The following is a 22,057-nucleotide window of genomic DNA, read 5'->3' on the forward strand; positions in this document are numbered from 1 at the left end:
GAACCCCGCGCCTCAGAGGTCGCTCAGCCGAACATGGGAGCGCGCCTTCCATTCGTGCAGGGCCTCCCCCTCGGTCTCCCACCGGGCGTAGAGGCCGGACACGGAGGCGTCGATAAGCACGGCCTCCAGGCACTGCCTGAGGCGGTCCCGCAACTCAGGGGTCCGCAGCTTGTCGACGCCCGGCACCGCCGCACCCTGCGGCTGGTTGCCGGCTGCCAGGTGGGCGAGGGCGATGATCATCGCCCCCTGGTCCTCCTCGATGTAACGGTGCCCGGCATCGGGAAGCAGCTCCTCCAGGAGGAGCTCATCGTTGCGCAGATCCCGCAGTACCTCCTGCGCCTCCTCGTTGTCGAAGGGACCGGTGTTCCAGATCTTCATTCCCACCTGCTCCTGATCTCTTCCAGCGCCGCTGAGACCTGTGTGGCCAGCGCCTCCAGTGGGCCGTTGTTGTCTATGATGATATCCGCTGCTGCGCGGCGGACCTGGTCGCTGACCTGCGCCGCGATCCGGGCGCGCGCATCTTCCTCCGCCAGTCCGCGGTAGTGGACCAGGCGGCGCACGCGTTCCTCCGCATCCACGTCGACCACGACCACGACATCCATGTTGTGGTGGTACCCCTTGTCCACCAGCAGCGGCATGTCCCAGACCACCTCGGGCACACCCCTGTCCTCGGCGGAGTCGAAGCGCCTCGCGGTCTCCTCCTCGATGCGGGGATGGGTGATGGAATTGAGCAGGGCGGTGTGCCCTGGGTCGACGAAGGCCCGCGCTGCCAGTTCACCACGGTTGAGGGTGCCGTCGGCGCTCAGGATGTCGTGGCCGAAGGCGTCGGCGAGTTCGGCGAGCGCGGGTTGTCCCGGCTCCACGATCTCGCGGGCGATGGCGTCCGCATCGATAACTTCCAGGCCATGAGACGCGAAAAGATCGGCGACGGTTGTTTTACCGCTGCCGATCCCTCCGGTTAATCCGATTCGCAACATGCAATCCAGAGTAGTACCGGACTACTTTCCGATGACGGTGATGATGGAGCTTCCGGAATCCACGGCGTCAGCCGGGTGCCCCTCGACGCTGGCGAACTTGTTGGCATTGGAGACCACGACGGGTGTGATCAGAGGCAGGTTCTTCGAGCGGATGAACTCCGGATCGAAGGTGATCAACGTGTCCCCTGCCTTGACCTGCTGCTTACGCTCGACATGGACCTCAAATCCCTGCCCCTCGAGCTGCACGGTGTCCAGACCGATGTGGATGAGCAGCTCGACGCCGGATTCCAGGCGAAGTGCGACGGCGTGGCCGGTCTTCTGCACCAGCAGCACCGTACCGTCCGCCGGTGCGACGACGGTGTTTCCACTCGGTTCGATGGCGATACCCGGGCCCAGCTTCTCAGCTGCAAAGATCGGGTCCGGAACCTCGGATAGCGGGACGGCCCTGCCCGCCAGTGGTGCGTGGATATCCTCCACCTCACCGGCTGCGAGCAAGGTCCTCGTGGCGGTGGCGGGGGCGGGCGCCGCCCCCCCGGGGGGGGGGGGTTTTGCCCCCCGTCCCGGCGCGGCGGGGGGCAACCGGGGGGGCGGCGGGTCCGGGGGTCCCCCCTCCGCGGGCCTCCGCTCGGGCTTTTACCTCGGGCCGCCCCCCCTGGGGGCGGTAATTAAAAAAAGGGACCGGCAACTCCGGGGGGAAGAAGATGTCGGCTGGAAAGAGGGGGGGACGAGCTGCAGAAGCGGGGGCGGCCCGCGCCGGCCGGGGTGGGGGGGACGCCCCCCCCCCCCGGGGGTGGGAGAAGGGTCCGGGGGGGGGGGGGGGGGGCGGCCCCCGCCCCGCCGGTGGCGGCGGTTGCTGCCGCCGTACCTGCCGCGTCGGTGGCAACCGGGGAGGCGGCAGCGTCGGAGGTACCGCTCTCCGCGGCCTCCAGCTGTGCCTTGACCTCGGCACGCTCCTCATCGGAGCGGTAATCGAAGAACAGGACCAGGAACATCGAGGTGAAGAACGCCGCGGCGATACCGATGGTGTACCCGAGCCACGGGTCCATCGCCGGGATGGTCAGCAGCGAGGTGAACACGAAGGCGTAGGCCTTGATATCGAAGATGCCCATGACGACACCGCCGACGAAGCAGCCAGGAAGAAGCCGGAAGTACGTCTTCTTGAAGCGCAGCAGGATGCCGTAGAGGGAGGGTTCGGAGATTCCACCGAGCAGTCCGGCGAGCATCGCTCCGAGGGAGACCTGGCGCATGTTCTGGTTCCTCTCGCGGATCGCGAGGATGAACACGCCGGTCACCAATCCGAAGCAGGCGAAGTTCCAGGCTCCCATGGGGCCCTGGATGAAGTCATAGCCCAGGGAGTTGATGTTCTGGATCATGATGGCGTTGAGCGGCCAGTGCAGTCCCAGGGGCACCAGGAAGGGGTAGAGCAGCGGGATCACGATGGAGAGGATGAACGGACTGAAGTTGTTCACCGCCTCCAGGAAGCTCGAAATGCCGTTACCGACGCCGATGCCGAAGGGTCCGAGGAGGAATGCGGTGGCCGGGATCATGATCAGCAGGGAGAAGAAGGGCACGAAGACCATCTGCACAGCCTCGGGGATGATCTTTTTCAGCCCCTTCTCCACCCAGTACAGGCCGATCGCGGCGATCAACGGCGGGAAGACCTGTCCGGAGTAGTCGTTAAGGACCATGGGGAGACCGAAGACGGTCACGGTGTCGCCGGCTGATCCCAGTGCCAGGAACTCGGGTGTCAGCAGTGCCGCCGGGATGGCTGCACCGATCCATTCGTTGGCGCCGAGCTTACGTGCCGCCGTGGCACCGACCATGATGGGCAGGAAGTAGAAGACCGAACGCCACATGGCGTGCAGGAATACGAAGGTGTCAGGCTGCTCATCCATCGGTGCGCGGAACTCCTGGATACCGAAGGTATCGGCCAGGACCAGCAGCGTGATGATCAGCGAGGCACCCAGCAGGGCCCACAGGATCGGGCGGAAGGTGTCGGAAAGGAACTCGAAGGCGTAGTCCACCCAGGAGAATTTGCCGCGGACGCCGCCGTATTCCTTCTTGTCCCTGGCCGGGGCCTTCCCGGAGTCCTCGTCCCCACCTGCGAAGTGGGACATTCCGTCTAGCTTGAGCAGCTCCTGGTAGTAGTTGGCCACCGCACCGCCCATGACCACCTGCATTCCGGTGGAACCCTGCGGAACGACGCCGAGAACCGAGGGGTCGGAATCAATGGCCTGCTGGTTCACAGCGGATTGATCATGTAGCTGGAAGCGTAGGCGGGTTGCGCAGTGAGTCATCGAGGTGATGTTCTCAGGGCCGCCGAGGTTATCCAGAATGTGCTGCGATGTCGTCATAATTTTGGACGCCATGTCGAACCTTTCTGAACGCACGGGAATCACGTGGTTTCCGAAGTGTCCCGCGGGAAAACGGAGCCTGGGGATCGGGTTCGAACCTCAGACGCCTACCACCTGCCCGGATACGAGCCCGAAGGAGTGAAAACGATTGCACGCGTCCTAAAAAATTAAAGCAGGGGTCTCCTGCGCACTATCTCGTTTTAACGCCACCCGGAACTGTGATGAACTGCACTCATGTCCGATTTAGTGGTAAGTCCCCCTAATCCTAAGTCGGAAACCAAGGAGAAACAACCCGGAACGCCCAATATTTATCACAGTTTCGGAAATTCCCATGTCCGCGGATTTCTGGTTTGACCCTCTCCCCCACTTTAAATACATGAAAACATACACCCAGGCCGTGCAAGCCACCGGAAACCGGTCGGGCGGCTGAGGTCATCGGGATCATCAACGCACAGCGACGCCCCATGGTGCCGGGCACCATGGGGCGTCGCGTGGGAACCTGTCCCCCACCGTCAACGTCGGTGGATACGGGAACTAGTTTCCTGCGAGCTTCTCGCGGAGAGCAGCGAGCTGCTCATCGGAAGCCAGGGATCCACCGGTCTCCTCCGCTGCGGGAGCATCCTCGACGGACTCGGTGGAGTAGTTGCCGGCCGGAGCCTCGGCAGCTGCCTCCTCCGCCTGCTGGCGACGACGCTCGATCTGAGCGGTGTGGGCCTGGAAGCGACGCTCGGACTCTGCGTAGCGTGCCTCCCATGCCTGACGCTGCTCATCGAAGCTCTCGAGCCATTCGTTGGTCTCGGGATCGAAGCCCTCAGGGAAGATGTAGTTGCCCTGCTCATCGTAGGAGTCGGCCATGCCGTACTTGGAGGGATCGAACTCCTCGGTGTAATCCTCATCGGCCTGCTTGAGCGACAGCGAGATGCGGCGACGCTCGAGATCGATGTCGATGACCTTTACCATGACCTCTTCGCCGACGGCGACAACCTGGTCGGGTACCTCGACGTGGCGCTGGGCCAGCTCGGAGATGTGGACGAGGCCCTCGATGCCCTCTTCGACACGCACGAACGCACCGAAGGGGACCAGCTTGGTGACCTTGCCGGGCACAATCTGGCCGACGGCGTGGGTGCGTGCGAACACGCGCCACGGATCCTCCTGGGTCGCCTTCAGCGACAGGGAGACGCGCTCGCGGTCGAGATCGACCTCGAGCACCTCAACCGTGACCTCGTCACCGACGGTGACAACCTCGGAGGGGTGATCGATGTGCTTCCAGGACAGCTCGGAGACGTGGACCAGTCCGTCGACTCCACCGAGATCGACAAAGGCGCCGAAGTTGACGATGGAGGACACGATGCCCTTGCGGACCTGGCCCTTCTGCAGCTGGTGGAGGAACTCGGAGCGGACCTCGGACTGGGTCTGCTCGAGGAATGCACGGCGGGAAAGAACGACATTGTTGCGGTTCTTGTCCAGCTCGATGATCTTGGCCTCAAGCTCTTGGCCGATGTAGGGATCCAGGTCGCGGACGCGACGCATCTCGACGAGGGAGGCGGGCAGGAAGCCGCGCAGCCCGATGTCGAGGATGAGTCCACCCTTGACGACCTCGATGACGGTACCGGTAACCGGCTCGTCCTTCTCCTTGAGGTCCTCGATGGCACCCCATGCGCGCTCGTACTGTGCGCGCTTCTTGGACAGGATCAGACGCCCCTCCTTGTCCTCCTTGGTGAGGACGAGTGCGTCGATCTGGTCGCCGACCTCGACGACCTCATCGGGGTCGACATCGTGCTTGATGGAAAGCTCGCGGGAGGGGATGACACCCTCGGTCTTGTAGCCGATGTCGAGCAGAACCTCGTCACGATCGACCTTGACCACGGTGCCTTCAACGATATCGCCGTCATTGAAGTACTTGATTGTGGCGTCGATTGCTGCGAGGAAGTCCTCAGCTGAGCCAATGTCGTTGATGGCTACCTGAGGTGCAGTATTGGTGGGCATATGTAAATTGCTCCGAAATGGATAGGAAATTGAGAATGGACAGGAACGCGCAGTCTCTCAAAACACCTGCACATTCAGGCATTTCGATCCCGCAGTCGGGGTCGGTGTGTTTTCCTATAAGAACACGCCGGCACCCCGCGCTTTGACACGCTTTCCTAACACTACTGTGTTTGCGCAGCTAGATCAAGTACAATACCGCGGATGCACACTCCTGAAACCAATGTGACTGGAGACGGGTTTTGCGCATCGGATTTTTCCGCCGCCGCCCGTTCCTGGTGGGACTCCGATGCCGATGACTACCACGCCAGGCACCCCACGTATCTCGGGGTGGACGGCGCCGAATTCTACTGGTGTCCGGAGATGCTGCACGAGTCCACCGCCCGTCTTCTGGGCCGGCCCGCGGAGCTGCGCGGCGCATCGATCCTGGAACTGGGGTGCGGATCGGCCCCCTGCTCCAGGTGGTTGGCGCAGGACCTCGGCGATTCGACCTTCATCACCGCCTTCGACATCTCCGCCGCGATGCTGCGGCACGCCGGTGATCACCGCGGCGTCGACCTTGTCCAGGCCGACGCGATGGCCCTGCCCTATCGCGGGGACAGCTTCGACGTGGTCTTCTCCGCATTCGGTGCCATCCCCTTCGTTTCCGATTCGGCGGCGCTGATGAGGGAGGTGGCCAGGGTGCTGCGCCCCGGTGGCAGGTTCGTCTTCTCGGTCACCCACCCCATGCGGTGGATCTTCACCGATGATCCGGGACCGACCGGACTCACCGCGGTGAACAGCTACTTCTCGGGTGACTACGTCGAACGCGACGAGCGGAACGGGAGGATCACCTACGCGGAGCAGCACCGCACGATGGGCGAGCGACTGGGGGAACTGACCGACGCCGGATTCCGGCTGGAGCGGCTGCTTGAACCCGAATGGCCAGCCGACCTCGATGTGTCATGGGGGCAGTGGTCGCCCCTGCGCGGTGGCATCTTCCCCGGCTCCGCCATCTTCTGCTCGACCCTCGACTGATTCAGCGTCCCCGGCCGGTCAGTGTGCGGCCTCGTCCCAGTTCCGACCCGAGCCCGCCGACACCTCCAGCGGTACCGACAGTGTGATCGCACCATCCATCTCCCGCTCGAGAATGCGCGTCACCCGGTCCACCTCGCCCGGTGCCACCTCCACCACGAGTTCGTCGTGGACCTGCAGCAGCACCCGGGATTTCACCTTCTGCTCGCGCAACGTCCGATCGACCCGTATCATGGCCACCTTGATGATGTCCGCCGCGGTCCCCTGGATCGGTGCATTCAGGGCCGCCCGCTCGGCGTTCTCCCTGGCCACACGGTTGTCGGAGGTCAGCTCCGGCAGGTAGCGCCGGCGTCCGAAGAGCGTGGAGGTGAAGCCGTCCCTGCGCGCCTGTTCAACAACTTCGGCCAGATAACGCTGCACCCCGCCGAACCTCTCGAAATAGGACTCCATGATCGACTTCGCCTCCCCTGCCGGAATACCAAGCTGCTGGGACAACCCGAATGCGGACAACCCGTAGACGAGACCGTAGGACATGGCCTTGACCCGGCGGCGCAGCTCAGGGGTCACACCGTCAATCGGTACGTTGAACACCTTCGAACCGACGTAGTTGTGCAGATCCTCGCCCTCCCGGTAGGCCTCGATCAGCCCCGGATCGCGGGAGAGATGCGCCATCACACGCATTTCAATCTGGGAATAGTCAGCGGTCAGCAGCGTCTCAAAGCCCTCTCCGACGACGAAGGCGGACCTGATCCGGCGACCGGCATCGGTGCGCACGGGGATGTTCTGCAGATTCGGATCGGTGGAGGAGAGCCTGCCTGTCGACGCCACGGTCTGGTTGAAGGTGGTGTGGATCCTGCCGTCCGGGGCCACCTCACGGATGAGTCCCTCCAGGGTGGACTTCATCTTCTGGTACTGGCGGTGCGCGAGGAGGTGGTCAAGGAAGGGGTGGGGGTTCTTCGCCGCCAGCGCCTCGATCTCCGAGGCGGCGGTGGAATAGCCGGTCTTGGTTTTCTTCGTTTTGGGCATGCCGAAGGTTTCGAAGAGCACCACCTGCAGCTGCTTGGGGCTGGACAGGTTCAGGCCCGGATCGCCGGCCAGTTCCCGCGCCGCGGCCTCCTCCTCGGCCACCCGGTTGATGAAGGACTCCAGCTGCCGCTCCAGGGTCGCGGTATCGACGGCGATGCCCGTCGCCTCCATCCGTGCCAGGATACCGACGAGGGGAAGCTCCAGATCACGGTAGAGCTCAAAGGAGCTGATTTCCTCCAGTTCGCGCGTCAACTCCGCTGACAGCTCGAGGACCGCGGTGGCGGCGTCGATAAGCGAACGCGAATCCGCAGCATCGAGCAGGGTCAGCTGTTCACCGGAGTGCTGATTGTTCAGGTGACGCTGGAGGTGGCGCTGGTAGACGTCGGCGAGTTCGTAGGTGCGCTGGCCCGGGCGCAGCAGGTAGGCGGCGATGGCGGTGTCATGCTCGATCCCGTTGAGTGCGAATCCGCGCCCGGCGAGCATGTGGAAGGCGGCCTTGGCCCCGTGCAGCAGCTTCGGGGAGCCCGAGGAGAGCCACTCCGCGAGCGCCCGGTCCTCCTCCGCAGTGATGTCGGCGAGATCGGCTGTCACCGCATGGCGATCCGTATCGACGATGGCGATCGAGTGGGCGTCGCCCCCTGCCGGGGAGGGATCACCCGTCAGAGCGAGCGCCAGCGGCTGACCCTGACGCCGGGGAAGCCATTTGTCAAGGTGCACGGTGTCCACAACGACCTCCCCCGCATCGTCGGTCGGGGACTCAATCGGCGCACCCTCCGCCCTCACCGCGGCCAGGACCCGCTCGCGGAGATTTGTGCCGAACTGCAGCTCGTCGAACTTCGCCGCCACTCCGGACACGTCCGCCGGTCGGAGTGCCAGATCATCCGGCCCCACAGGCAAGTCCATATCCTTGACCATCTCGGTCAGTTCACGGTTCATCCGCACCTGGTCGATGCGTTCGCGGAAGCTGTTGCCCGCCTTGCCCTTGATCTCTCCTGCATGTTCGAGAAGATTGTCCAGGCTGCCGTATTCACTGATCCATTTGACCGCGGTTTTCTCCCCCACCCCGGGGATGTTGGGCAGGTTGTCGGAGGGATCGCCGCGCAGGGCGGCGAAGTCGGGGTACTGGCTGGGGGTGAGGCCGTACTTCTCCTCCACGGCCTCCGGGGTGAAGCGGTGCATGACGGAGACGCCGCGCATGGGATAGAGCACCGTGGTTGAATCATTGACAAGCTGGAAGGAATCTCGGTCACCGGTGATGATCAGGGTGGTGTACCCCAGCGGCCTGGCCCTCACGGCGAGGGTGGCAATGATGTCATCGGCCTCGAAGTTCTCCTTTTCAAGGGTGGTGATCCCCAGTGTGGCGAGCACCTCCTTGAGGATCTCCACCTGTCCCTTGAACTCGGGCGGCGTGGCATCGCGTTGCGCCTTGTACTCGGGGAACATATCGGTACGAAAGGTCTTCCTACCGACATCGAAGGCGACCGCGATGTGGTCCGGCTTTTCCTCCTTCAACAGTGTGGAGAGCATGGAGAGAAAGCCGTAGACCGCATTGGTGGTCTGGCCCCCCGTCGTTGAGAAGTTCTCCGCGGGGAGGGCGAAGAAGGCGCGGAAGGCCATCGAATGGCCGTCGACGAGCATCAGGGTCTGGTCAGTCTTCTCACTCACCCGTCCGAGTGTAGGTGACCGACCCCGTAGATGAGACCGTGTGGTCCGCCCCGTCCCCGGGTGTGACTGGCCGGGCCTGAGGGGGCGGGGGCCGGATTTCCACGCCCGACGGGCGTAGTCTATATTTATTCCCAGCATTGTGATCGGTGCGGGTGACGGTCCCCGTCCCGCCCGACGACACAAGCGCCCCAGTAGCCCAATTGGCAGAGGCAACGGATTCAAAACCCGTCCAGTGTGAGTTCGAGTCTCACCTGGGGCACCGAATATAACCCCCACTAGCAGCATAGATGCTGAAAGTGGGGGTTGTTTTTATGCGTGTGTCACACTTGGTTTGCCTCATTCTGTTTTGTTCTGACCAGTTCTTTTACGGTCCTTCATAGCTGAAAAACGGGGATAAAAAGGGGACAAAAGGGGGCTGCGCCCCCCGCTCCCACCGGGGCTTTCCCGATCGGCAGGGTCGGGGGCTGCGCGGACCTCGGGGGTCTGCCGCCGCAGTGCGCGGAAGGGGGATTTCCGCAGATCTGCCGTATAGTGCTTAGCAATCACGAACCTACCTTCAAGACGAGAGAACGATGAGCGCCAGTACCACTGACACCCACCTTTACCCCGCCAAAACCAAGAAGACGCCTCTGGCCGTGATCGTCAACCTGATTCGCGGGGCGCTGATCGGAATGGCGGAACTCGTCCCCGGAATCTCGGGCGGCACCGTGGCCCTTGTCATCGGTGTCTACGAGCGCGCACTGCACAACGGAAACCTGCTGATTGATCTGATCAAATCAGCACTCCGTGACCGCTCACAGTTGAAGGCCACCGCCGCGACGGTCGACTGGTGGTTCCTGGCGGCGGTGGGGGTGGGAATGGTGACCGCGGTGTTCAGCATGTCCACCGTTCTCCACGGCTTCGTGGAGAACCACGCGGAGATCGCGCGCGGGCTGTTCATGGGCATGGTCGCCGTCTCCATCATCGTTCCCATCGGCATGATGGATCTGCGGGACGTCCGCAGACGCCTTGCCGTAGTCATCCCGCTGTTCCTCGCCGCCGCCGTCCTGTCCTTCTTCGGTACCGGTCTGACCAGTGCACCACAGGATGATCCCTCGCTGTTCATCATCTTCATCGCTGCGGCCATCGCGGTCTGCGCCCTGGTGATGCCGGGAATCTCCGGATCCTTCTTCCTGATGGCCATGGGACTCTACGCCCCCGTGATGGCCTCGCTGTCCAACCGCGAATGGGATGTCATCGCCATCTTCATCCTCGGCGCACTGACCGGTGTGGTCCTATTCGTCCGCTTCCTGTCCTATGTGCTGGAGTATCACCGCACGATCACGCTGACCATCATGGCCGGACTCATGCTCGGATCACTTCGCGCCCTGTGGCCCTGGCAGGATTCCGATGCCAATCTCCTCGCCCCGACCGATCAGGTCGGCCCGGTGCTCGGCATGGTCGCCCTCGGAGCCTTCACCGTCGCCGCCGTGATGATCATCGAGCGCATAACGCCGAAGAATACCGGTGCTGAAACCATCGCCAGCGGCGATCCGGCTTAGTCGACGAACTCCGCGGTGGGCGGAGCCTGTAGAGTTTTGCCCATGATTGAGAGTCTCACCCGATTGCGTCCCCGATCGCGCCGCGGCCCCGGGTCCGCGGTGAGCCGCGTGGCACGCGGTGTCACCGCCGCCGTCGGCGTCGTCACGCTGTCCCTGACCCTGGGTGCCTGCGTGACGAATGAGGAACAGAGCACGCCGGAGAACTGGGAGCAGATCGTCCCCGACCCTGTTCCGGAAATTCAGGCGCAGGTCCCGGCCGCGTTGGCCGAACGCGGGGTGCTCACCGCGGGGGCGAACCCTCCCTTCCCTCCCTTCGAGTTCAAGAACTCGCAGGGTGAGATCATCGGGGTGGAGATGGACCTGGCCCGGGCGACCGCCGCCGTGATGGGCCTGGACTTTCGACCCCAGGAGCAGGACTTTTCCCTGATTCTCCCCTCGGTTCAGGCCGGGACCCTGGACATGGGCGCCTCCGGATTCACCGACAATGAGGAACGGCGCCAGAGCTTCGATTTCGTGGACTTCCTCTACGCCGGTGTCCAATGGGCACAGTCCACCGATGCGGAGACCCCCGTCGATCCCGACAACGCCTGCGGTCTGACTGTGGCCGTCCAGCGTACAACCGTCGCGGAAACCGACGATGTGCGCCCGAAATCCGAGGAGTGTGTGGCGCAGGGAAGGGAACCGATCACCGTACTGTCCTATGACACCGCGGATTCGGCCGCCACCGCGCTGGTCCTCGGTCGCGCAGATGCGCTCGCCGCCGACTCGCCCATCACCGCCTGGGCCGTGGCCCGTTCCGACAACCGCATTGAACTGGTTGGGGAAATGTTCATGGCGGCCCCCTTCGGCTTCGCCCTTCCCAGGGATTCGGAGTTGACCCCGGTCGTGGCCAGGGCGCTGCAGCACCTGATCGATACCGGGGACTACGAGCGGATCCTCGCGCAATGGGGAATCGAGGAGGGCCTGATTGACCGGGCCCTGATCAACGAGCAGCCACTTTCCGAATTTAACTCATAAGACGAATGGGGAACGACATGTCTGAAGCAATCGACACCGGGCCCTCGCCTCAACCGATCGAGGCCAAACCGCTGCGCCATCCAGGCCGGTGGATCGCGGCCACCGTGATCCTGGCGCTGCTGGCCTGGTTCATCCTCGGCGCGCTCAACAACGAGGCCTACGGCTGGCCGACCTACCGCGCCTATCTCTTTGATACCCGCATCACCACGGCCGCCATGCACACGCTGGCGCTGACGGTGCTGTCGATGATCATCGGTGTGCTCCTCGGAGCGGCCCTTGCGGTGATGCGGATGTCGGACAATCCGGTACTCCGCGGCGTGGCATGGCTCTACCTCTGGGTTTTTCGGGGCACCCCGATCTACGTCCAGCTGGTGTTCTGGGGTCTGCTCGGATCCCTCTACCAAACCATCAACCTCGGCTTCACCGAGGTTGACCTGCAGGCCTTCCTCTCCAACATGTTCGCCCTCGCGGTCATCGGTCTCGGACTGAACGAGGCGGCGTACATGGCCGAGATCGTGCGCTCGGGTATCCAGTCGGTGCCCGAGGGCCAGATGGAGGCTTCCAAGGCACTGGGGATGAACTGGGCGCTGACCATGCGCCGCACGGTGCTGCCCCAGGCCATGCGCATCATCATCCCGCCGACCGGCAATGAGCTGATCTCCATGCTCAAGACCACGTCGCTGGTGGTGGCGATCCCCTACTCGCTCGAGCTCTACGGCCGCAGCATGGACATCGCCTACTCCCTCTTCGAGCCCGTCCCCATGCTGCTGGTGGCGGCAACCTGGTATCTGGTGATCACCTCGGTGCTCATGGTTGCCCAGCACTATCTGGAGAGGCACTTCGAAAGGGGTGCCACCCGCAACCTGACCACGCGTCAGCTCGCGGCCCTCGCCGATGCCGAGGGCGCCATCCCCACCAACGTCAACGTTGTGCCGGAGACCCCGAAGGAGAACAAATAGATGTCCGCGCTCATGATCGACGCCCAGCAGGTATGCAAGAACTTCGGCCGGCTGGAGGTGCTCAAGGGCATCGACCTGCAGGTGCCCCGCGGATCCGTCGCCTGCCTCATCGGTCCCTCCGGGTCGGGAAAATCAACGATGCTGCGCTGCGTCAACCACCTGGAGAAGGTCAACGCCGGGCGGTTGTACGTCGACGGTGAACTCATCGGCTACCGCGAACGCGACGGGATCCTCCACGAGCTCTCCGAAAGGGACGCGGCACGCCAGCGAACCGGGATCGGCATGGTCTTCCAGTCCTTCAATCTCTTTCCGCACCGCACCGTCATAGAGAACATCATCGAGGCACCCGTCCACGTGAAGAAGCAGCCCGAGCGCGAGGCCCGCGCCCGCGCCATGGAACTACTCGAGCAGGTCGGTCTCGCACACAAGGCGGATGCCTACCCCATCCAGCTCTCCGGCGGGCAGCAGCAGCGGGTCGCGATCGCACGCGCGGTGGCGATGGATCCCAAACTGATGCTTTTCGACGAACCGACCTCGGCCCTTGACCCGGAGCTGGTCGGCGAGGTTCTGCGGGTGATGAAGCAACTCGCGGATCAGGGCATGACCATGCTTGTTGTCACCCACGAGATGGGATTTGCCAGGGAGGTCGCCGATCAGGTGATCTTCATGGCCGATGGCCGCGTGGTGGAATCGGGCACCCCGCGGGAGGTCCTGGACAATCCGCAGCAGGAGCGGACCAGGGACTTCCTCTCCTCGCTGCTATGAGAATGCGGGAGGGCCCGCCGAGCATCTCGGCAGGCCCTCCTATTGTTCTCCTTCTTCTTGTCCGGAATCCGTCTCGCCCGGCTCTTCAGAATCAGATGCTCCTGAAGCCTCTCCGGGGTCATCTTCCACATCCGGCGGTCCACACCCATCACTGTCACCTCCCCCGCGTCTCGATTGACTGGTTGAAAGTGTAGCGCAACGCGTGGCGACGGCGACGCTCAGAGCAGCCCCGCCACGCCGCGATACAGCACCACGGACGCCCCCGCCGCGGCGAGGGCCACGGCGATTCTGCGTGCGCTGTCCTTCTCCACGCGCCTGGATGCTGCGGTTCCCGCAAGGATTCCCACGATCATCGCGGCCACACCCACGGGCCAGATCCAGACGGTGGTGTGAGCAAAGCTGGCGGCTCCGGTGCTCACCTTGACCAGGATGGAGATCAAACCGGCGACGAAGAAGATCGGCTGCAGCGTGGCGGCGAAGGACGCATGGTCCCACCGAGACGCCTGGGCGTAGACGGTCAGCGCCGGTGCGGCGATACCTGCCAGCGTGTTCATGAAGCCACCGACCACCCCGGTGACCAGCGCCCACCCGCGTCCGCGTGCGACGGGAATATAGGACCGGCCAAATGTTGTCACCGCCAGCGCGAGCAGGATCATCGATCCCACCAGAGTGAGCACGATGGGAACCTCGACGACCTTGAGCAGGATCGCAGCCGGAACGGCACCTACGATCATCACCGAGGAGATCAGTCCGAATCGGCGCCAGTCAACGTCTCTGTGCACGCTGATCGTGGTCAGGGTGGCGTTGAGCACGGCCATCACATTGACCACGAGAATGCCCTCCACGGGGCCGAGGACGATACTGAGCACCGGCCCGGCGACCAGACCCATCCCCATTCCGGACAGTCGCTGGATGAAGGCGCCGGCGAAGACGGTAAGAAAGACGATTGCAAGGTCCATCGCTACCGCGCCGCGTACTTGTCCCTGACCGCGGCCACCACCGCCTCGGGCAGCAGACCGGAGACGTCACCGCCGTACCTGGCCACCTCCTTGCACAGGGTGGAGGAGACATAGCCGTATTTTTCGTCGGTGAGCAGGAAGAAGGTGTCCACCCCGCTCAAACGGCGGTTCATCTGCGCCATGGGCAGTTCATACTCATAGTCGAGGGAACTGCGCAGGCCCTTGACCAGCGCGTTGATCCCGTGGGCGGTGGTGTAGTCGACGAGCAGCGAACCCCAGGTGTCCACGTTGACATTCGACAGGTGGCCGGTGGCCTCGCGGATCAGCTCCATCCGTTCGGGGACACTGAACAGCCCCGTGTTCTTGTTCGGATTCGCGGTAACCAGGACGGTGACCTCGGAGAACTGGGCGGCGGCACGGGTGATGATGTCCAGGTGCCCCAACGTGATCGGATCGAAGGATCCGGGACAGATCGCTTTCATTCTTCCTCCTCCACCAGTGACGCATCAAAAACGGCCATGTCCATTCTGGCGATTCCGTAGGTGCGCTTCTTCAGCTTCTGGGTGGTGGGCACCAGACATGCGGGCCAGTCGGTTTCCGGGGAATCCACATGCCGTTCCACCACGACCGCCGCCCCGTGATCGAGCTTCGGGATCAGTGCACGGACCATCTCTGCCACCGCGGCATCGCTGAGATCATAGGGCGGGTCCGCCAGGACCATGGAAAAGTGCCCCGCCGGTGCCGACGCCAGATAGACCGAGGCCTTCATCTCGGCCACCTCGACCCGCGGATGCCTGACCACGGTGGCGTTCTCGCGGATGATCGCCGCGGCCCGCGGATCGCTTTCCACCAGCACCACCGATTCCGCCCCGCGGGACGCCGCCTCCAGACCCAGCGCGCCGGAACCGGCGAACAAATCGAGGACATTGCGGCCCTCGAAACCGAAACGCACCTGCAGGGAGGAGAACAGTCCCTCACGGGCCCGGTCGGAGGTGGGCCGGGTTCCCTCCGGGGGCACCTTGATCCTGCGCCCCCTGGCCTCCCCTGCGATGATTCGCGTCAATCCCATGGACCTATTTCTCCTTAAGGCTGAGCAGTTCGTCCCCGCCGGTGACATCGGAGAAATCGGCGAAGCCCCGGGAGGCGACAATCCCCGGGCCCGGCGCGAGAATCGGGGCCTCGAGCTTGACAGCCTCGACGGTTGCCAAAGTGTCGCCGGTGGCCACCACATCCCCCTCGGAGACGACGTAGCGGACAATGCCCGCGAAAGGTGCGCAGATCTTCATGGGGATAACCTTAGCTCTTCTCCAGATAGTCCTGGTTGATCAGGGCGATGTCGCTGACCAGTTCCGCAGCCCGCCGTGGATCACGGGAGACCAGGGTGGTGGCGTCGACAAGCGCACGTTCAATGATCTCCTGGTCGCGCAGCAGGCTCAGGTGCCGTAGCTTGCTGGCGGCGCCGGACTGGGTGGTGCCGAGGATATCACCCTCCTGCCTGACCTGGAGGTCGAGTTCGGAGAGCTCGAATCCGTCGGAGGTTGCGGCGATCGCCTCGAGCCTGCGCATCTGCGGGGACTCGAGGTCGAACTCGGTGTGCAGAAGGCACAGGGAGTCGAAGCCACCGCGGCCGACACGCCCGCGGAGCTGGTGGATCTGGGATACTCCGAAGCGGTCCGCCTCGCGGATGAGCATGACCGTGGCGTTGGCGACGTCAATACCGACCTCGATCACCGTGGTGGCCACCAGGACATCGATCTCTCCCGCGGCGAAGCGGCTCATCACCGAATCCTTCTCGACCGTATCCATCCGGCCGTGCAGCATACCAACGGTCAGACCCGGAAAGATCTCCTCCTGAAGGAGTTCATGGATCTCCAGCACTCCCCCCTCTCCCTCGATGCGGGGGCACACCACATAGGACTGGTGTCCGGAAAAGGCCTCCTCGCCGATGCGCTGCCAGGCCCGTGTCACCCACCCCTGCTTCTCCTCCGGGATCACCGTGGTCTGAATCGGTCGCCGCCCCCCGGGCAACTCCCGCAGTGTGGACACGGCCAGGTCACCGAAGACGGTCATGGCTATGGTCCGGGGAATGGGGGTGGCCGTCATGACGAGCAGGTGCGGGGTCATTCCCTCCCGTCCCTTCGTGCGCAGGCGGTCACGCTGTTCCACTCCGAAGCGGTGCTGTTCATCCACGACGACGAGTCCGAGGTCGAAGAACTCCACCGTCTCCTGGATCAGGGCGTGTGTGCCCACCACGATGTCCGCCTGCCCGGAGATGATGTTGAGCAGCGCCTCCCTGCGGGCCGCGGTGTTCATCGAGCCGGTCAGCAGCACCACCGTCGCCGGAACGGCCGCCTGTGCCAGCGTAGTGGTCAGACTGCGCGCGTGCTGGGTGGCCAGGACCTCCGTGGGTGCGAGCATGGCGCACTGCCGACCGGAGTCGATGGCCTGCAGCATCGCCAGGAGAGAGACGATGGTCTTGCCGGAACCGACCTCACCCTGGAGCAGCCTCGACATCGGTGTGCGTTGTTCCATGTCGGTGCTTATCTCGCGGATGACCTCCTTCTGCCCCGCGGTCAGCTGGAAGGACAGCGCCTCAATCAGTTGGTGCTGCTGCCCGTGATCGGAGCGCGGGCAGGGCGGGGCCTTGCGCGAGGCGGTGTCGGCCCGTCGAAGTGCCATGACGATGGCGAGGGAGAGCGCCTCGTTGTACTTGAGCCTGTCGATGAACCTCCCCGGTCCCCGCGGACCCGGGTCGTGTATTCCGCGCACCGCCTCATCGAGGCTGGGCAGACCCTCGGGCGTTCTTCCCAGGGGCTCCTCGACCTCGGGCATGGTTTCCAGCACCCGCTGGATGGCGGCCATGATCCGCCAGGTGGTCATGGTGGAGGTGCCGGAGTAGATGGGAAGGTAGTCCTTGTCAACGAGGTGCCTGGCCACGCTCTCGGCGTCGCCGTAGGCCGCCAGTGCCCGCATCCCGCCGGTGGCCGCCGTCTTCTTCCCCTCCCCCGGTTTCGGTATGACGATGTATTCGGGATGGGACAGCTGTGGTTGTCCGCGGAAGAACTTCACCTTCCCGGTGAACATCGCCCTGGTGCCGGTGGGGAGCTGCCGTGGAATGTGGTGGGCGCCGAAGAATGACGCGGAGACCGTGTCCCTGTCCCCGGCGATGACGATCTTGTACAGCAGCTTTCCGGATCTCGTACGCTGGGAGGAGGCGTTGACCACCTCCCCGACGAAGGTAACCATATCGCCCTCCTCGGCCCCGCCGAGATCCACCCCGGAACCGTGGTGGGAGTATTTGCGCACGGTGTGGCCCAGCAGCTCCTCCGCGGTGGTGTATCCGAGGGCCTTTTCAATCGCCTTCGCTTCCTTGGCGGGGAGGATGTCGGCGAGCAGTCGATCATCATGCCATCCCAGCATCTGCTATTCCACTCCGATCTCCACGAGGTTGAGCATTCCAGTTGCAGGATAGACGGTGATGTCGACATCGGTGTGGGTTCCGAGTCCGTCGCGGAAGGTGGTCTCGTTGAAGTCCGCGGCCTTGTCCTGTGAGATCAGCAGGGTGACCTGCTCGCCGCCGCCGTCGAGAAGCTTCAGGCAGGTGCGCGCGAGCGCGTCGGTGAGATCCTCGGACACCAGGATTATCTCCGGGCCGTTGAAGGCCAGGATGTCGCCCCTGGAGCAGGCACCGACCGAGGTCAGTGCGGCGCCGGTGGCGGTGCGCAGGACCGCGGTGCGCATGGCCACCGCGGCCTCCGCCATGGCGTAGGCGTCCACGCCGAGGGGCTGGGAGGGATCGTGGACGGAGGCGGCGGCGATTCCGCTGACCAGGGTTGAGGTGGGCAGGATGGTGATTGCCTGATCGAAGGCGTAGCTGGAGCGTTCGATCGATGCCAGCTCGCGTTTGTTCAACAGGCCGTTGGGCAGCAGGATCACCTCGTTGGCCTCGGAACGGCGCACCCTGGTCACGATCGTCGATACGATGTCATCGGCCGATTCATCCCGGTCGGCCTCGGCGGGGTTGCGCGGTACCACCCACACCCCCGCCTCGGAGTAGAGCTCGGTCAGGGTGCCGTACGGTGTCACCGCGATGACCACACGGTTGGGTGCCTCCGGCGAGACGGTGTGATCGGGGAGGATCTCCAGGCGGAGGTCCTCCACCCTGCCGCTGGCGAAGGCCAGTTCGATCACCTCCCCGGCGCGCAGGGAGTGGATGTGGACGGTGCCGCGGGTATCGGTCTCCCTGGCGACGATGAGGCTCCGACCCAGCTCGGCGAGTCCGGTGTGCAGAAGGTCGAGGTCCTCACCGCTGTCGCAGGTGATGAAGAACATCACCTCCAGCTCACCCTGCCTGCCGTGGTTGAGGGGCGATGGGGAGATCGGGAGGTCAGTGGCGGTGTTGTCGGTGGGTTGTCTGTGATTGTTGAGGATCTGCGCGAGCAGCGCCTCCAGCAGGATCACCAGCCCCTGTCCCCCGGCATCGACCACGCCGGCTTCCCGCAGCACCTCCAACTGGGAGGGGGTGCGGGCCAGCGCGGTACGGGCGGCGTCGACGGCGTCGGTGACCACACCGAGCATGTCGTCCCTTCCCGGATCCCCACCGGAGTCCTCCGCCGCGATCGCCGCCGCCCGGAGAACGGTGACCACGGTCCCCTCCACCGGATCGGTGATCGCGCGGTCCACCAGCGAGCGCGCGATGCCCAGAGCGCGTCGGATGGCGCGTGCATCCAGAACCCCGTCCGCCGCGGATTGCGCAACCGCGCGGAGTACCTGGCTGAGCACGACCCCGGAGTTTCCGCGGGCGCCACGGACCGCACCGATCGACAGCGCCTGGGTCACCTCCGCCACATCGGCATCGCCTGGCAGTTTCATCGCCTCGGCCCAGGCAGCCTCCATGGTGTGGGTCATGTTCGAGCCGGTGTCCGCGTCCGGCACCGGGAACACGTTCAGCGCGTTGATCTCGGCGCGGCGTTCGGAGAGCTCCTGCACGGCCTCGGCGGCCCACCCGAGGACACCGGCGGCGTCGAGGGCCGTCGGAACAGCGGTAGCCGGATTCTCACTGCTGGGGCTGGACATAGTGCAATACTTTACAGCCGCCAGTCCACCGGTGAGGCACCGAGGCTGAGAAGGATCTCATTGGCACGGGAGAATGGGCGGGAGCCGAAAAAGCCTCTCGACGCCGACAGGGGCGAGGGGTGGGCCGAGCAGATGCACGGGGTGTCGCCGAGGAAGGCGCGACAGCTCTGCGCCTGTCTGCCCCAGAGGATGGCCACCAGCGGCCGCCCGCGCTGTGCGAGTGCGCGGATCGCGACCTCGGTGACCTTCTCCCATCCCTTCCCGCGGTGACTCGCCGGTTTCCCCGGAGCCACGGTGAGCACGCGGTTGAACAGGGCAACCCCCTGCCTCGACCACGCACTGAGGTCACCGTCGCGGGGGACGGCGATCCCGAGATCCGCGGACATCTCCCGGAAGATGTTCGACAGGCTCCGCGGTAGCGGCCGCACACCGGCGCGGGTGGAAAAGCTCAGGCCCATGGCGTGACCCGGGGTCGGATAGGGGTCCTGGCCGACGATGAGCACCTTCACCTCGTCGAAGGGGTAGGTAAACACCCGGAAGATGTCCTCCCGTGCGGGAAGGTACGCCTTCTGCCCGTCGAGGAACTCCACCAGCTCAGCGATCTCCGTGGAGACGGGTTCGAGCACCGGCATCCAGGACGGGTGAATTGGCAGATCGCCGACGATACCCATCAGAAGCTCGTCCATCCCATGGAGAAGGCGGGAGTTTTCCGGTCCAGGGTGACCAGATCATCGGGCCGAGATTTGCTCACGCGTCCGATGGCACGGAATCCGCTGGGTGGTTCACCGAAGGTGGTGGCCAACAGGGTGTGGTCCTCGCCTCCGCTGAGGATCCATTCCCAGGGATCGCGCCCGAGCAGAGCGGCGGCGCCGCTGAGCAGATCATCAGGTGCGATCGCGGAGGAATCGATATCAATGCGCACCCCGGAGTTCTTCGCTATCTGGGACAGGTCCCGGATGAAGCCGTCGGAGTTGTCCGTCATGGCGGTGGCCCCCGCCGCGCGTGCGACCATGCCGCGCCCCGGAGTCAGTTCCGGCGCGCAGTGGGCGAGGACCAGCTCGCTGAATTCCGGGGGGACATTCACGCGTCCGAACCGCTGGAGCAGGGACAACCCGGCCCCCGAGTAGCCGATCCTGCCGTGGGCAACCACGGTTTGTCCCGGTCGGGCGCGACCGAGAGTCAGCGCGGGAAGCGAACCCCCGAGGGAGCCGAGGGCGGTGACCGAGAGTACCAGTGAATCCCCCGATGTGATGTCCCCTCCGACCAGCTCCGCGGAGTATTCCCCGACGCGGTCGCCGATCCCGCGGGCGAGTCCGCGAATGAAGTCAACCGGGGTGTGCGGCGGTGCCGACAAGGCCAGGAGTGCGGCCACCGGTCTTGCACCCATGGCCTCGATATCGGCGAAGTTCTGCACGATCGCCTTCTTCCCGATTTCCGCCGGTGTGGACCAGTCGAGCTGGAAGTGCCGACCCTCCACGAGCATGTCCGTTGTGGCCACGGTCCTGGAATTCGGGGTGGCGTGACGCAGGACGGCCGCGTCATCGCCGTTGAGGGCGGACCCCGCCTGTTCGGTGATCACGCGGATCACCTCGAACTCACCGATCTCACCGACCGTGGGTCCACCGAGAAGTTGGTCGGGAAATGTCAGCTTGTACACGCTCTCGCTCAGCTCCTATGTGATGCACGATCAGTGTTTTATAGTCTAACCGCCCCCGGGTAGGCTCAGATTCCATGAGTGCCGAGAAGCAGAACCCGGGGGCGATCAACAAGACCCCCATGGTCATCGCCCTGATCCTTTCCCTCATTCTGGTGGCAGCGGTGCTGATCGGCGCGCGGGTTCTGCTCGGGCCCGCGGGTCAGCAGCGCATCTCCATGGGGGCCCTGCCCGCCCCGGATGCGGAATCGGAGGGCTGCTCGAAGCTGATGGAGGATCTCCCGGACAAGGCGTTCGGGCACACCCGTGCCTCGCTGGTTGATCCCGTGCCGGCCGGAGTTGCCGCATGGGCCGGCTCCGACCTGGAACAGGTGACCCTGCGGTGCGGTGTCTCGATGCCCTTCCAGTACACGGCGCTGTCGGACACCGTCGAGGTCGGGGGCACCACCTGGTTGCCGGTCGGCGATGTCACGGCGGGATCGAGTCTGAAGACCTGGTACTCGGTGGACCGCTTCCCGGTGGTTGCCATCACGGCGGACTCTGTGGGCACCGGTGGCGCGGACAACCCGGTGGAGCCCTTCTCTCCGGCGGTATCCATCCTGGAGAGCCGCGACCCGCAGCCCTACCCCGCCCCCCTGGTGGACCTGCGCGCCGCCGGTGCACCGCCGTCCTGCACCGCCCTGGAGGACCGGCTTCCGGAGAGCTTCGAGGTCGGCGGCGAGGATTCGGTGACCTACACCCGCATCGAGGTGGACCGGATGCGGGCCGCCGGTTACGGAAGTGATGCCCTGGGCTGGCATGCGGACGGCATGGAGCCGGTTGTCCTGCGGTGCGGGGTGGAGGCCTCACCCAACTACGCCGCGGGTGCGGTGCTCCAGCAGGTCAATGGCATTCCCTGGTTCGAGGATACGGTCCTCGCCTCGGGCACGACCTCCTCGACCTGGTACGCGCTGGGCAGGGAAACCGACATCGCCATCTCCCTTCCCCAGGCCGCCGGCCAGATTCTGGTGCCCGTGACCGGGGCCATCGAGGCGACGGTACCCCAGCGCTGATACCGCGACCCCGGG

18 protein-coding genes, 1 tRNA gene and 3 pseudogenes are annotated in these 22,057 nt (G+C 64.6%); 7 read left to right on the plus strand and 15 right to left on the minus strand.

Features of this window, described 5'->3' with window-relative positions; all coding sequences use genetic code 11:
* Positions 1-12: 12 nt before the first annotated feature.
* From B7E02_RS08930 to rpsA, 5 genes and pseudogenes are all read right to left on the minus strand, one after another.
* Positions 13-378 carry a DUF4259 domain-containing protein gene (locus tag B7E02_RS08930; RefSeq protein WP_080795139.1) on the minus strand — a complete coding sequence of 122 codons (366 nt, stop codon included), beginning with the start codon at positions 376-378 and terminating at the stop codon, positions 13-15.
* Positions 375-977 (minus strand): dephospho-CoA kinase, encoded by a 603-nt coding sequence (gene coaE / locus B7E02_RS08935; protein ID WP_080795145.1) that lies wholly within the window; start codon positions 975-977, stop codon positions 375-377. Before coaE ends, B7E02_RS08930 begins: the two co-directional genes overlap by 4 nt.
* 21 nt (positions 978-998) lie before the next feature.
* Positions 999-1,503, minus strand: a pseudogene (locus B7E02_RS08940) (PTS sugar transporter subunit IIA); the annotation flags it as partial.
* Between the two features lie 204 nt (positions 1,504-1,707).
* A pseudogene (locus B7E02_RS08945) lies at positions 1,708-3,346 on the minus strand (PTS transporter subunit EIIC); the annotation flags it as partial.
* Between the two features lie 519 nt (positions 3,347-3,865).
* The gene (gene rpsA / locus B7E02_RS08950; protein WP_080795153.1) at positions 3,866-5,317 is read right to left on the minus strand and encodes a 30S ribosomal protein S1; all 1,452 of its coding nucleotides are present in this window, start codon (positions 5,315-5,317) and stop codon (positions 3,866-3,868) included.
* 201 nt (positions 5,318-5,518) lie between these two features.
* Between rpsA and B7E02_RS08955 the strand changes: the two genes are divergently transcribed.
* On the plus strand, positions 5,519-6,331 hold the full coding sequence (locus B7E02_RS08955; RefSeq protein ID WP_080795156.1) for a class I SAM-dependent methyltransferase: 813 nt from the start codon (positions 5,519-5,521) through the stop codon (positions 6,329-6,331).
* An 18-nt stretch (positions 6,332-6,349) separates the two neighbouring features.
* On the opposite strand, the gene polA is transcribed toward B7E02_RS08955, so the two are convergent.
* Entirely contained in the window at positions 6,350-8,992 is a 2,643-nt protein-coding gene (polA, locus tag B7E02_RS08960; RefSeq protein ID WP_080795159.1) for a DNA polymerase I, read from the minus strand.
* Between the two features lie 212 nt (positions 8,993-9,204).
* Between polA and B7E02_RS08965 the strand changes: the two genes are divergently transcribed.
* The 5 genes from B7E02_RS08965 to B7E02_RS08985 all read left to right on the plus strand — a co-directional run bounded on the left by B7E02_RS08965 (position 9,205) and on the right by B7E02_RS08985 (position 13,301).
* Positions 9,205-9,278, plus strand: a tRNA-Leu gene (locus B7E02_RS08965).
* 313 nt (positions 9,279-9,591) lie between these two features.
* Positions 9,592-10,560, plus strand: a complete 969-nt coding sequence (locus B7E02_RS08970) for a DUF368 domain-containing protein (protein WP_080795160.1) — start codon at positions 9,592-9,594, stop codon at positions 10,558-10,560.
* A gap of 42 nt (positions 10,561-10,602) precedes the next feature.
* Complete coding sequence (locus tag B7E02_RS08975; protein ID WP_080795163.1) at positions 10,603-11,577, plus strand: ABC transporter substrate-binding protein; 975 nt, start codon at positions 10,603-10,605, stop codon at positions 11,575-11,577.
* A 17-nt stretch (positions 11,578-11,594) separates the two neighbouring features.
* Positions 11,595-12,536, plus strand: coding sequence for an amino acid ABC transporter permease (locus B7E02_RS08980; protein ID WP_080796870.1), 942 nt, complete (start codon positions 11,595-11,597; stop codon positions 12,534-12,536).
* A complete protein-coding gene (locus tag B7E02_RS08985) occupies positions 12,537-13,301 on the plus strand; it encodes an amino acid ABC transporter ATP-binding protein (protein WP_080795165.1) in 765 nt (254 codons plus the stop codon). It abuts the gene before it with no gap.
* Positions 13,302-13,303: 2 nt separating this feature from the next.
* Here the strand turns inward: B7E02_RS08985 and B7E02_RS14675 are convergent.
* The 9 genes and pseudogenes from B7E02_RS14675 to B7E02_RS09030 all read right to left on the minus strand — a co-directional run.
* A pseudogene (locus tag B7E02_RS14675) lies at positions 13,304-13,450 on the minus strand (PTS nitrogen regulatory IIA subunit); the annotation flags it as partial.
* Positions 13,451-13,519: 69 nt separating this feature from the next.
* Positions 13,520-14,260: a sulfite exporter TauE/SafE family protein gene (locus tag B7E02_RS08995; RefSeq protein WP_080795167.1), complete on the minus strand. Its 741-nt coding sequence runs from the start codon at positions 14,258-14,260 to the stop codon at positions 13,520-13,522.
* Positions 14,261-14,262: 2 nt separating this feature from the next.
* A complete protein-coding gene (gene coaD / locus B7E02_RS09000; RefSeq protein WP_080795168.1) occupies positions 14,263-14,742 on the minus strand; it encodes a pantetheine-phosphate adenylyltransferase in 480 nt (159 codons plus the stop codon).
* A complete protein-coding gene (locus B7E02_RS09005; protein ID WP_179129744.1) occupies positions 14,739-15,323 on the minus strand; it encodes an RsmD family RNA methyltransferase in 585 nt (194 codons plus the stop codon). The genes coaD and B7E02_RS09005 overlap by 4 nt, the downstream gene beginning before the upstream one ends.
* Positions 15,324-15,333: 10 nt before the next feature.
* Complete coding sequence (locus tag B7E02_RS09010; RefSeq protein ID WP_080795175.1) at positions 15,334-15,546, minus strand: acyl-CoA carboxylase biotin carboxyl carrier protein subunit; 213 nt, start codon at positions 15,544-15,546, stop codon at positions 15,334-15,336.
* Positions 15,547-15,556: 10 nt separating this feature from the next.
* Entirely contained in the window at positions 15,557-17,680 is a 2,124-nt protein-coding gene (locus B7E02_RS09015) for an ATP-dependent DNA helicase RecG (protein WP_080795177.1), read from the minus strand.
* Between the two features lie 3 nt (positions 17,681-17,683).
* Positions 17,684-19,336, minus strand: a complete 1,653-nt coding sequence (locus B7E02_RS09020) for a DAK2 domain-containing protein (protein WP_080795179.1) — start codon at positions 19,334-19,336, stop codon at positions 17,684-17,686.
* 11 nt (positions 19,337-19,347) lie between these two features.
* Positions 19,348-20,022: a uracil-DNA glycosylase gene (locus tag B7E02_RS09025; protein WP_080795182.1), complete on the minus strand. Its 675-nt coding sequence runs from the start codon at positions 20,020-20,022 to the stop codon at positions 19,348-19,350.
* Positions 20,007-20,993 (minus strand): thiamine-phosphate kinase, encoded by a 987-nt coding sequence (locus tag B7E02_RS09030; protein ID WP_080795184.1) that lies wholly within the window; start codon positions 20,991-20,993, stop codon positions 20,007-20,009. Before B7E02_RS09030 ends, B7E02_RS09025 begins: the two co-directional genes overlap by 16 nt.
* A gap of 74 nt (positions 20,994-21,067) precedes the next feature.
* Between B7E02_RS09030 and B7E02_RS09035 the strand changes: the two genes are divergently transcribed.
* The gene (locus B7E02_RS09035; RefSeq protein WP_245802237.1) at positions 21,068-22,042 is read left to right on the plus strand and encodes a DUF3515 domain-containing protein; all 975 of its coding nucleotides are present in this window, start codon (positions 21,068-21,070) and stop codon (positions 22,040-22,042) included.
* Positions 22,043-22,057: the final 15 nt, after the last annotated feature.

The sequence above is a fragment of the Corynebacterium pacaense genome (assembly GCF_900169525.1).
GTDB classification, from domain to species: domain Bacteria; phylum Actinomycetota; class Actinomycetes; order Mycobacteriales; family Mycobacteriaceae; genus Corynebacterium; species Corynebacterium pacaense.

Excerpts from the sequence above, each read along its gene's own strand:
- B7E02_RS09025 (WP_080795182.1), bottom strand. The coding sequence starts at position 20,022 with ATGGACGAGCTTCTGATGGGTATCGTCGGCGATCTGCCAATTCACCCG.
- rpsA (WP_080795153.1), bottom strand. The coding sequence starts at position 5,317 with ATGCCCACCAATACTGCACCTCAGGTAGCCATCAACGACATTGGCTCA.
- B7E02_RS08955 (WP_080795156.1), top strand. The coding sequence starts at position 5,519 with ATGCACACTCCTGAAACCAATGTGACTGGAGACGGGTTTTGCGCATCG.
- B7E02_RS08975 (WP_080795163.1), top strand. The coding sequence starts at position 10,603 with ATGATTGAGAGTCTCACCCGATTGCGTCCCCGATCGCGCCGCGGCCCC.
- B7E02_RS08970 (WP_080795160.1), top strand. The coding sequence starts at position 9,592 with ATGAGCGCCAGTACCACTGACACCCACCTTTACCCCGCCAAAACCAAG.
- B7E02_RS09010 (WP_080795175.1), bottom strand. The coding sequence starts at position 15,546 with ATGAAGATCTGCGCACCTTTCGCGGGCATTGTCCGCTACGTCGTCTCC.
- polA (WP_080795159.1), bottom strand. The coding sequence starts at position 8,992 with ATGCTCGTCGACGGCCATTCGATGGCCTTCCGCGCCTTCTTCGCCCTC.
- B7E02_RS09020 (WP_080795179.1), bottom strand. The coding sequence starts at position 19,336 with ATGTCCAGCCCCAGCAGTGAGAATCCGGCTACCGCTGTTCCGACGGCC.
- B7E02_RS08985 (WP_080795165.1), top strand. The coding sequence starts at position 12,537 with ATGTCCGCGCTCATGATCGACGCCCAGCAGGTATGCAAGAACTTCGGC.
- coaE (WP_080795145.1), bottom strand. The coding sequence starts at position 977 with ATGTTGCGAATCGGATTAACCGGAGGGATCGGCAGCGGTAAAACAACC.
- B7E02_RS09015 (WP_080795177.1), bottom strand. The coding sequence starts at position 17,680 with ATGCTGGGATGGCATGATGATCGACTGCTCGCCGACATCCTCCCCGCC.
- B7E02_RS08980 (WP_080796870.1), top strand. The coding sequence starts at position 11,595 with ATGTCTGAAGCAATCGACACCGGGCCCTCGCCTCAACCGATCGAGGCC.
- B7E02_RS08995 (WP_080795167.1), bottom strand. The coding sequence starts at position 14,260 with ATGGACCTTGCAATCGTCTTTCTTACCGTCTTCGCCGGCGCCTTCATC.
- B7E02_RS09035 (WP_245802237.1), top strand. The coding sequence starts at position 21,068 with ATGAGTGCCGAGAAGCAGAACCCGGGGGCGATCAACAAGACCCCCATG.
- B7E02_RS08930 (WP_080795139.1), bottom strand. The coding sequence starts at position 378 with ATGAAGATCTGGAACACCGGTCCCTTCGACAACGAGGAGGCGCAGGAG.
- coaD (WP_080795168.1), bottom strand. The coding sequence starts at position 14,742 with ATGAAAGCGATCTGTCCCGGATCCTTCGATCCGATCACGTTGGGGCAC.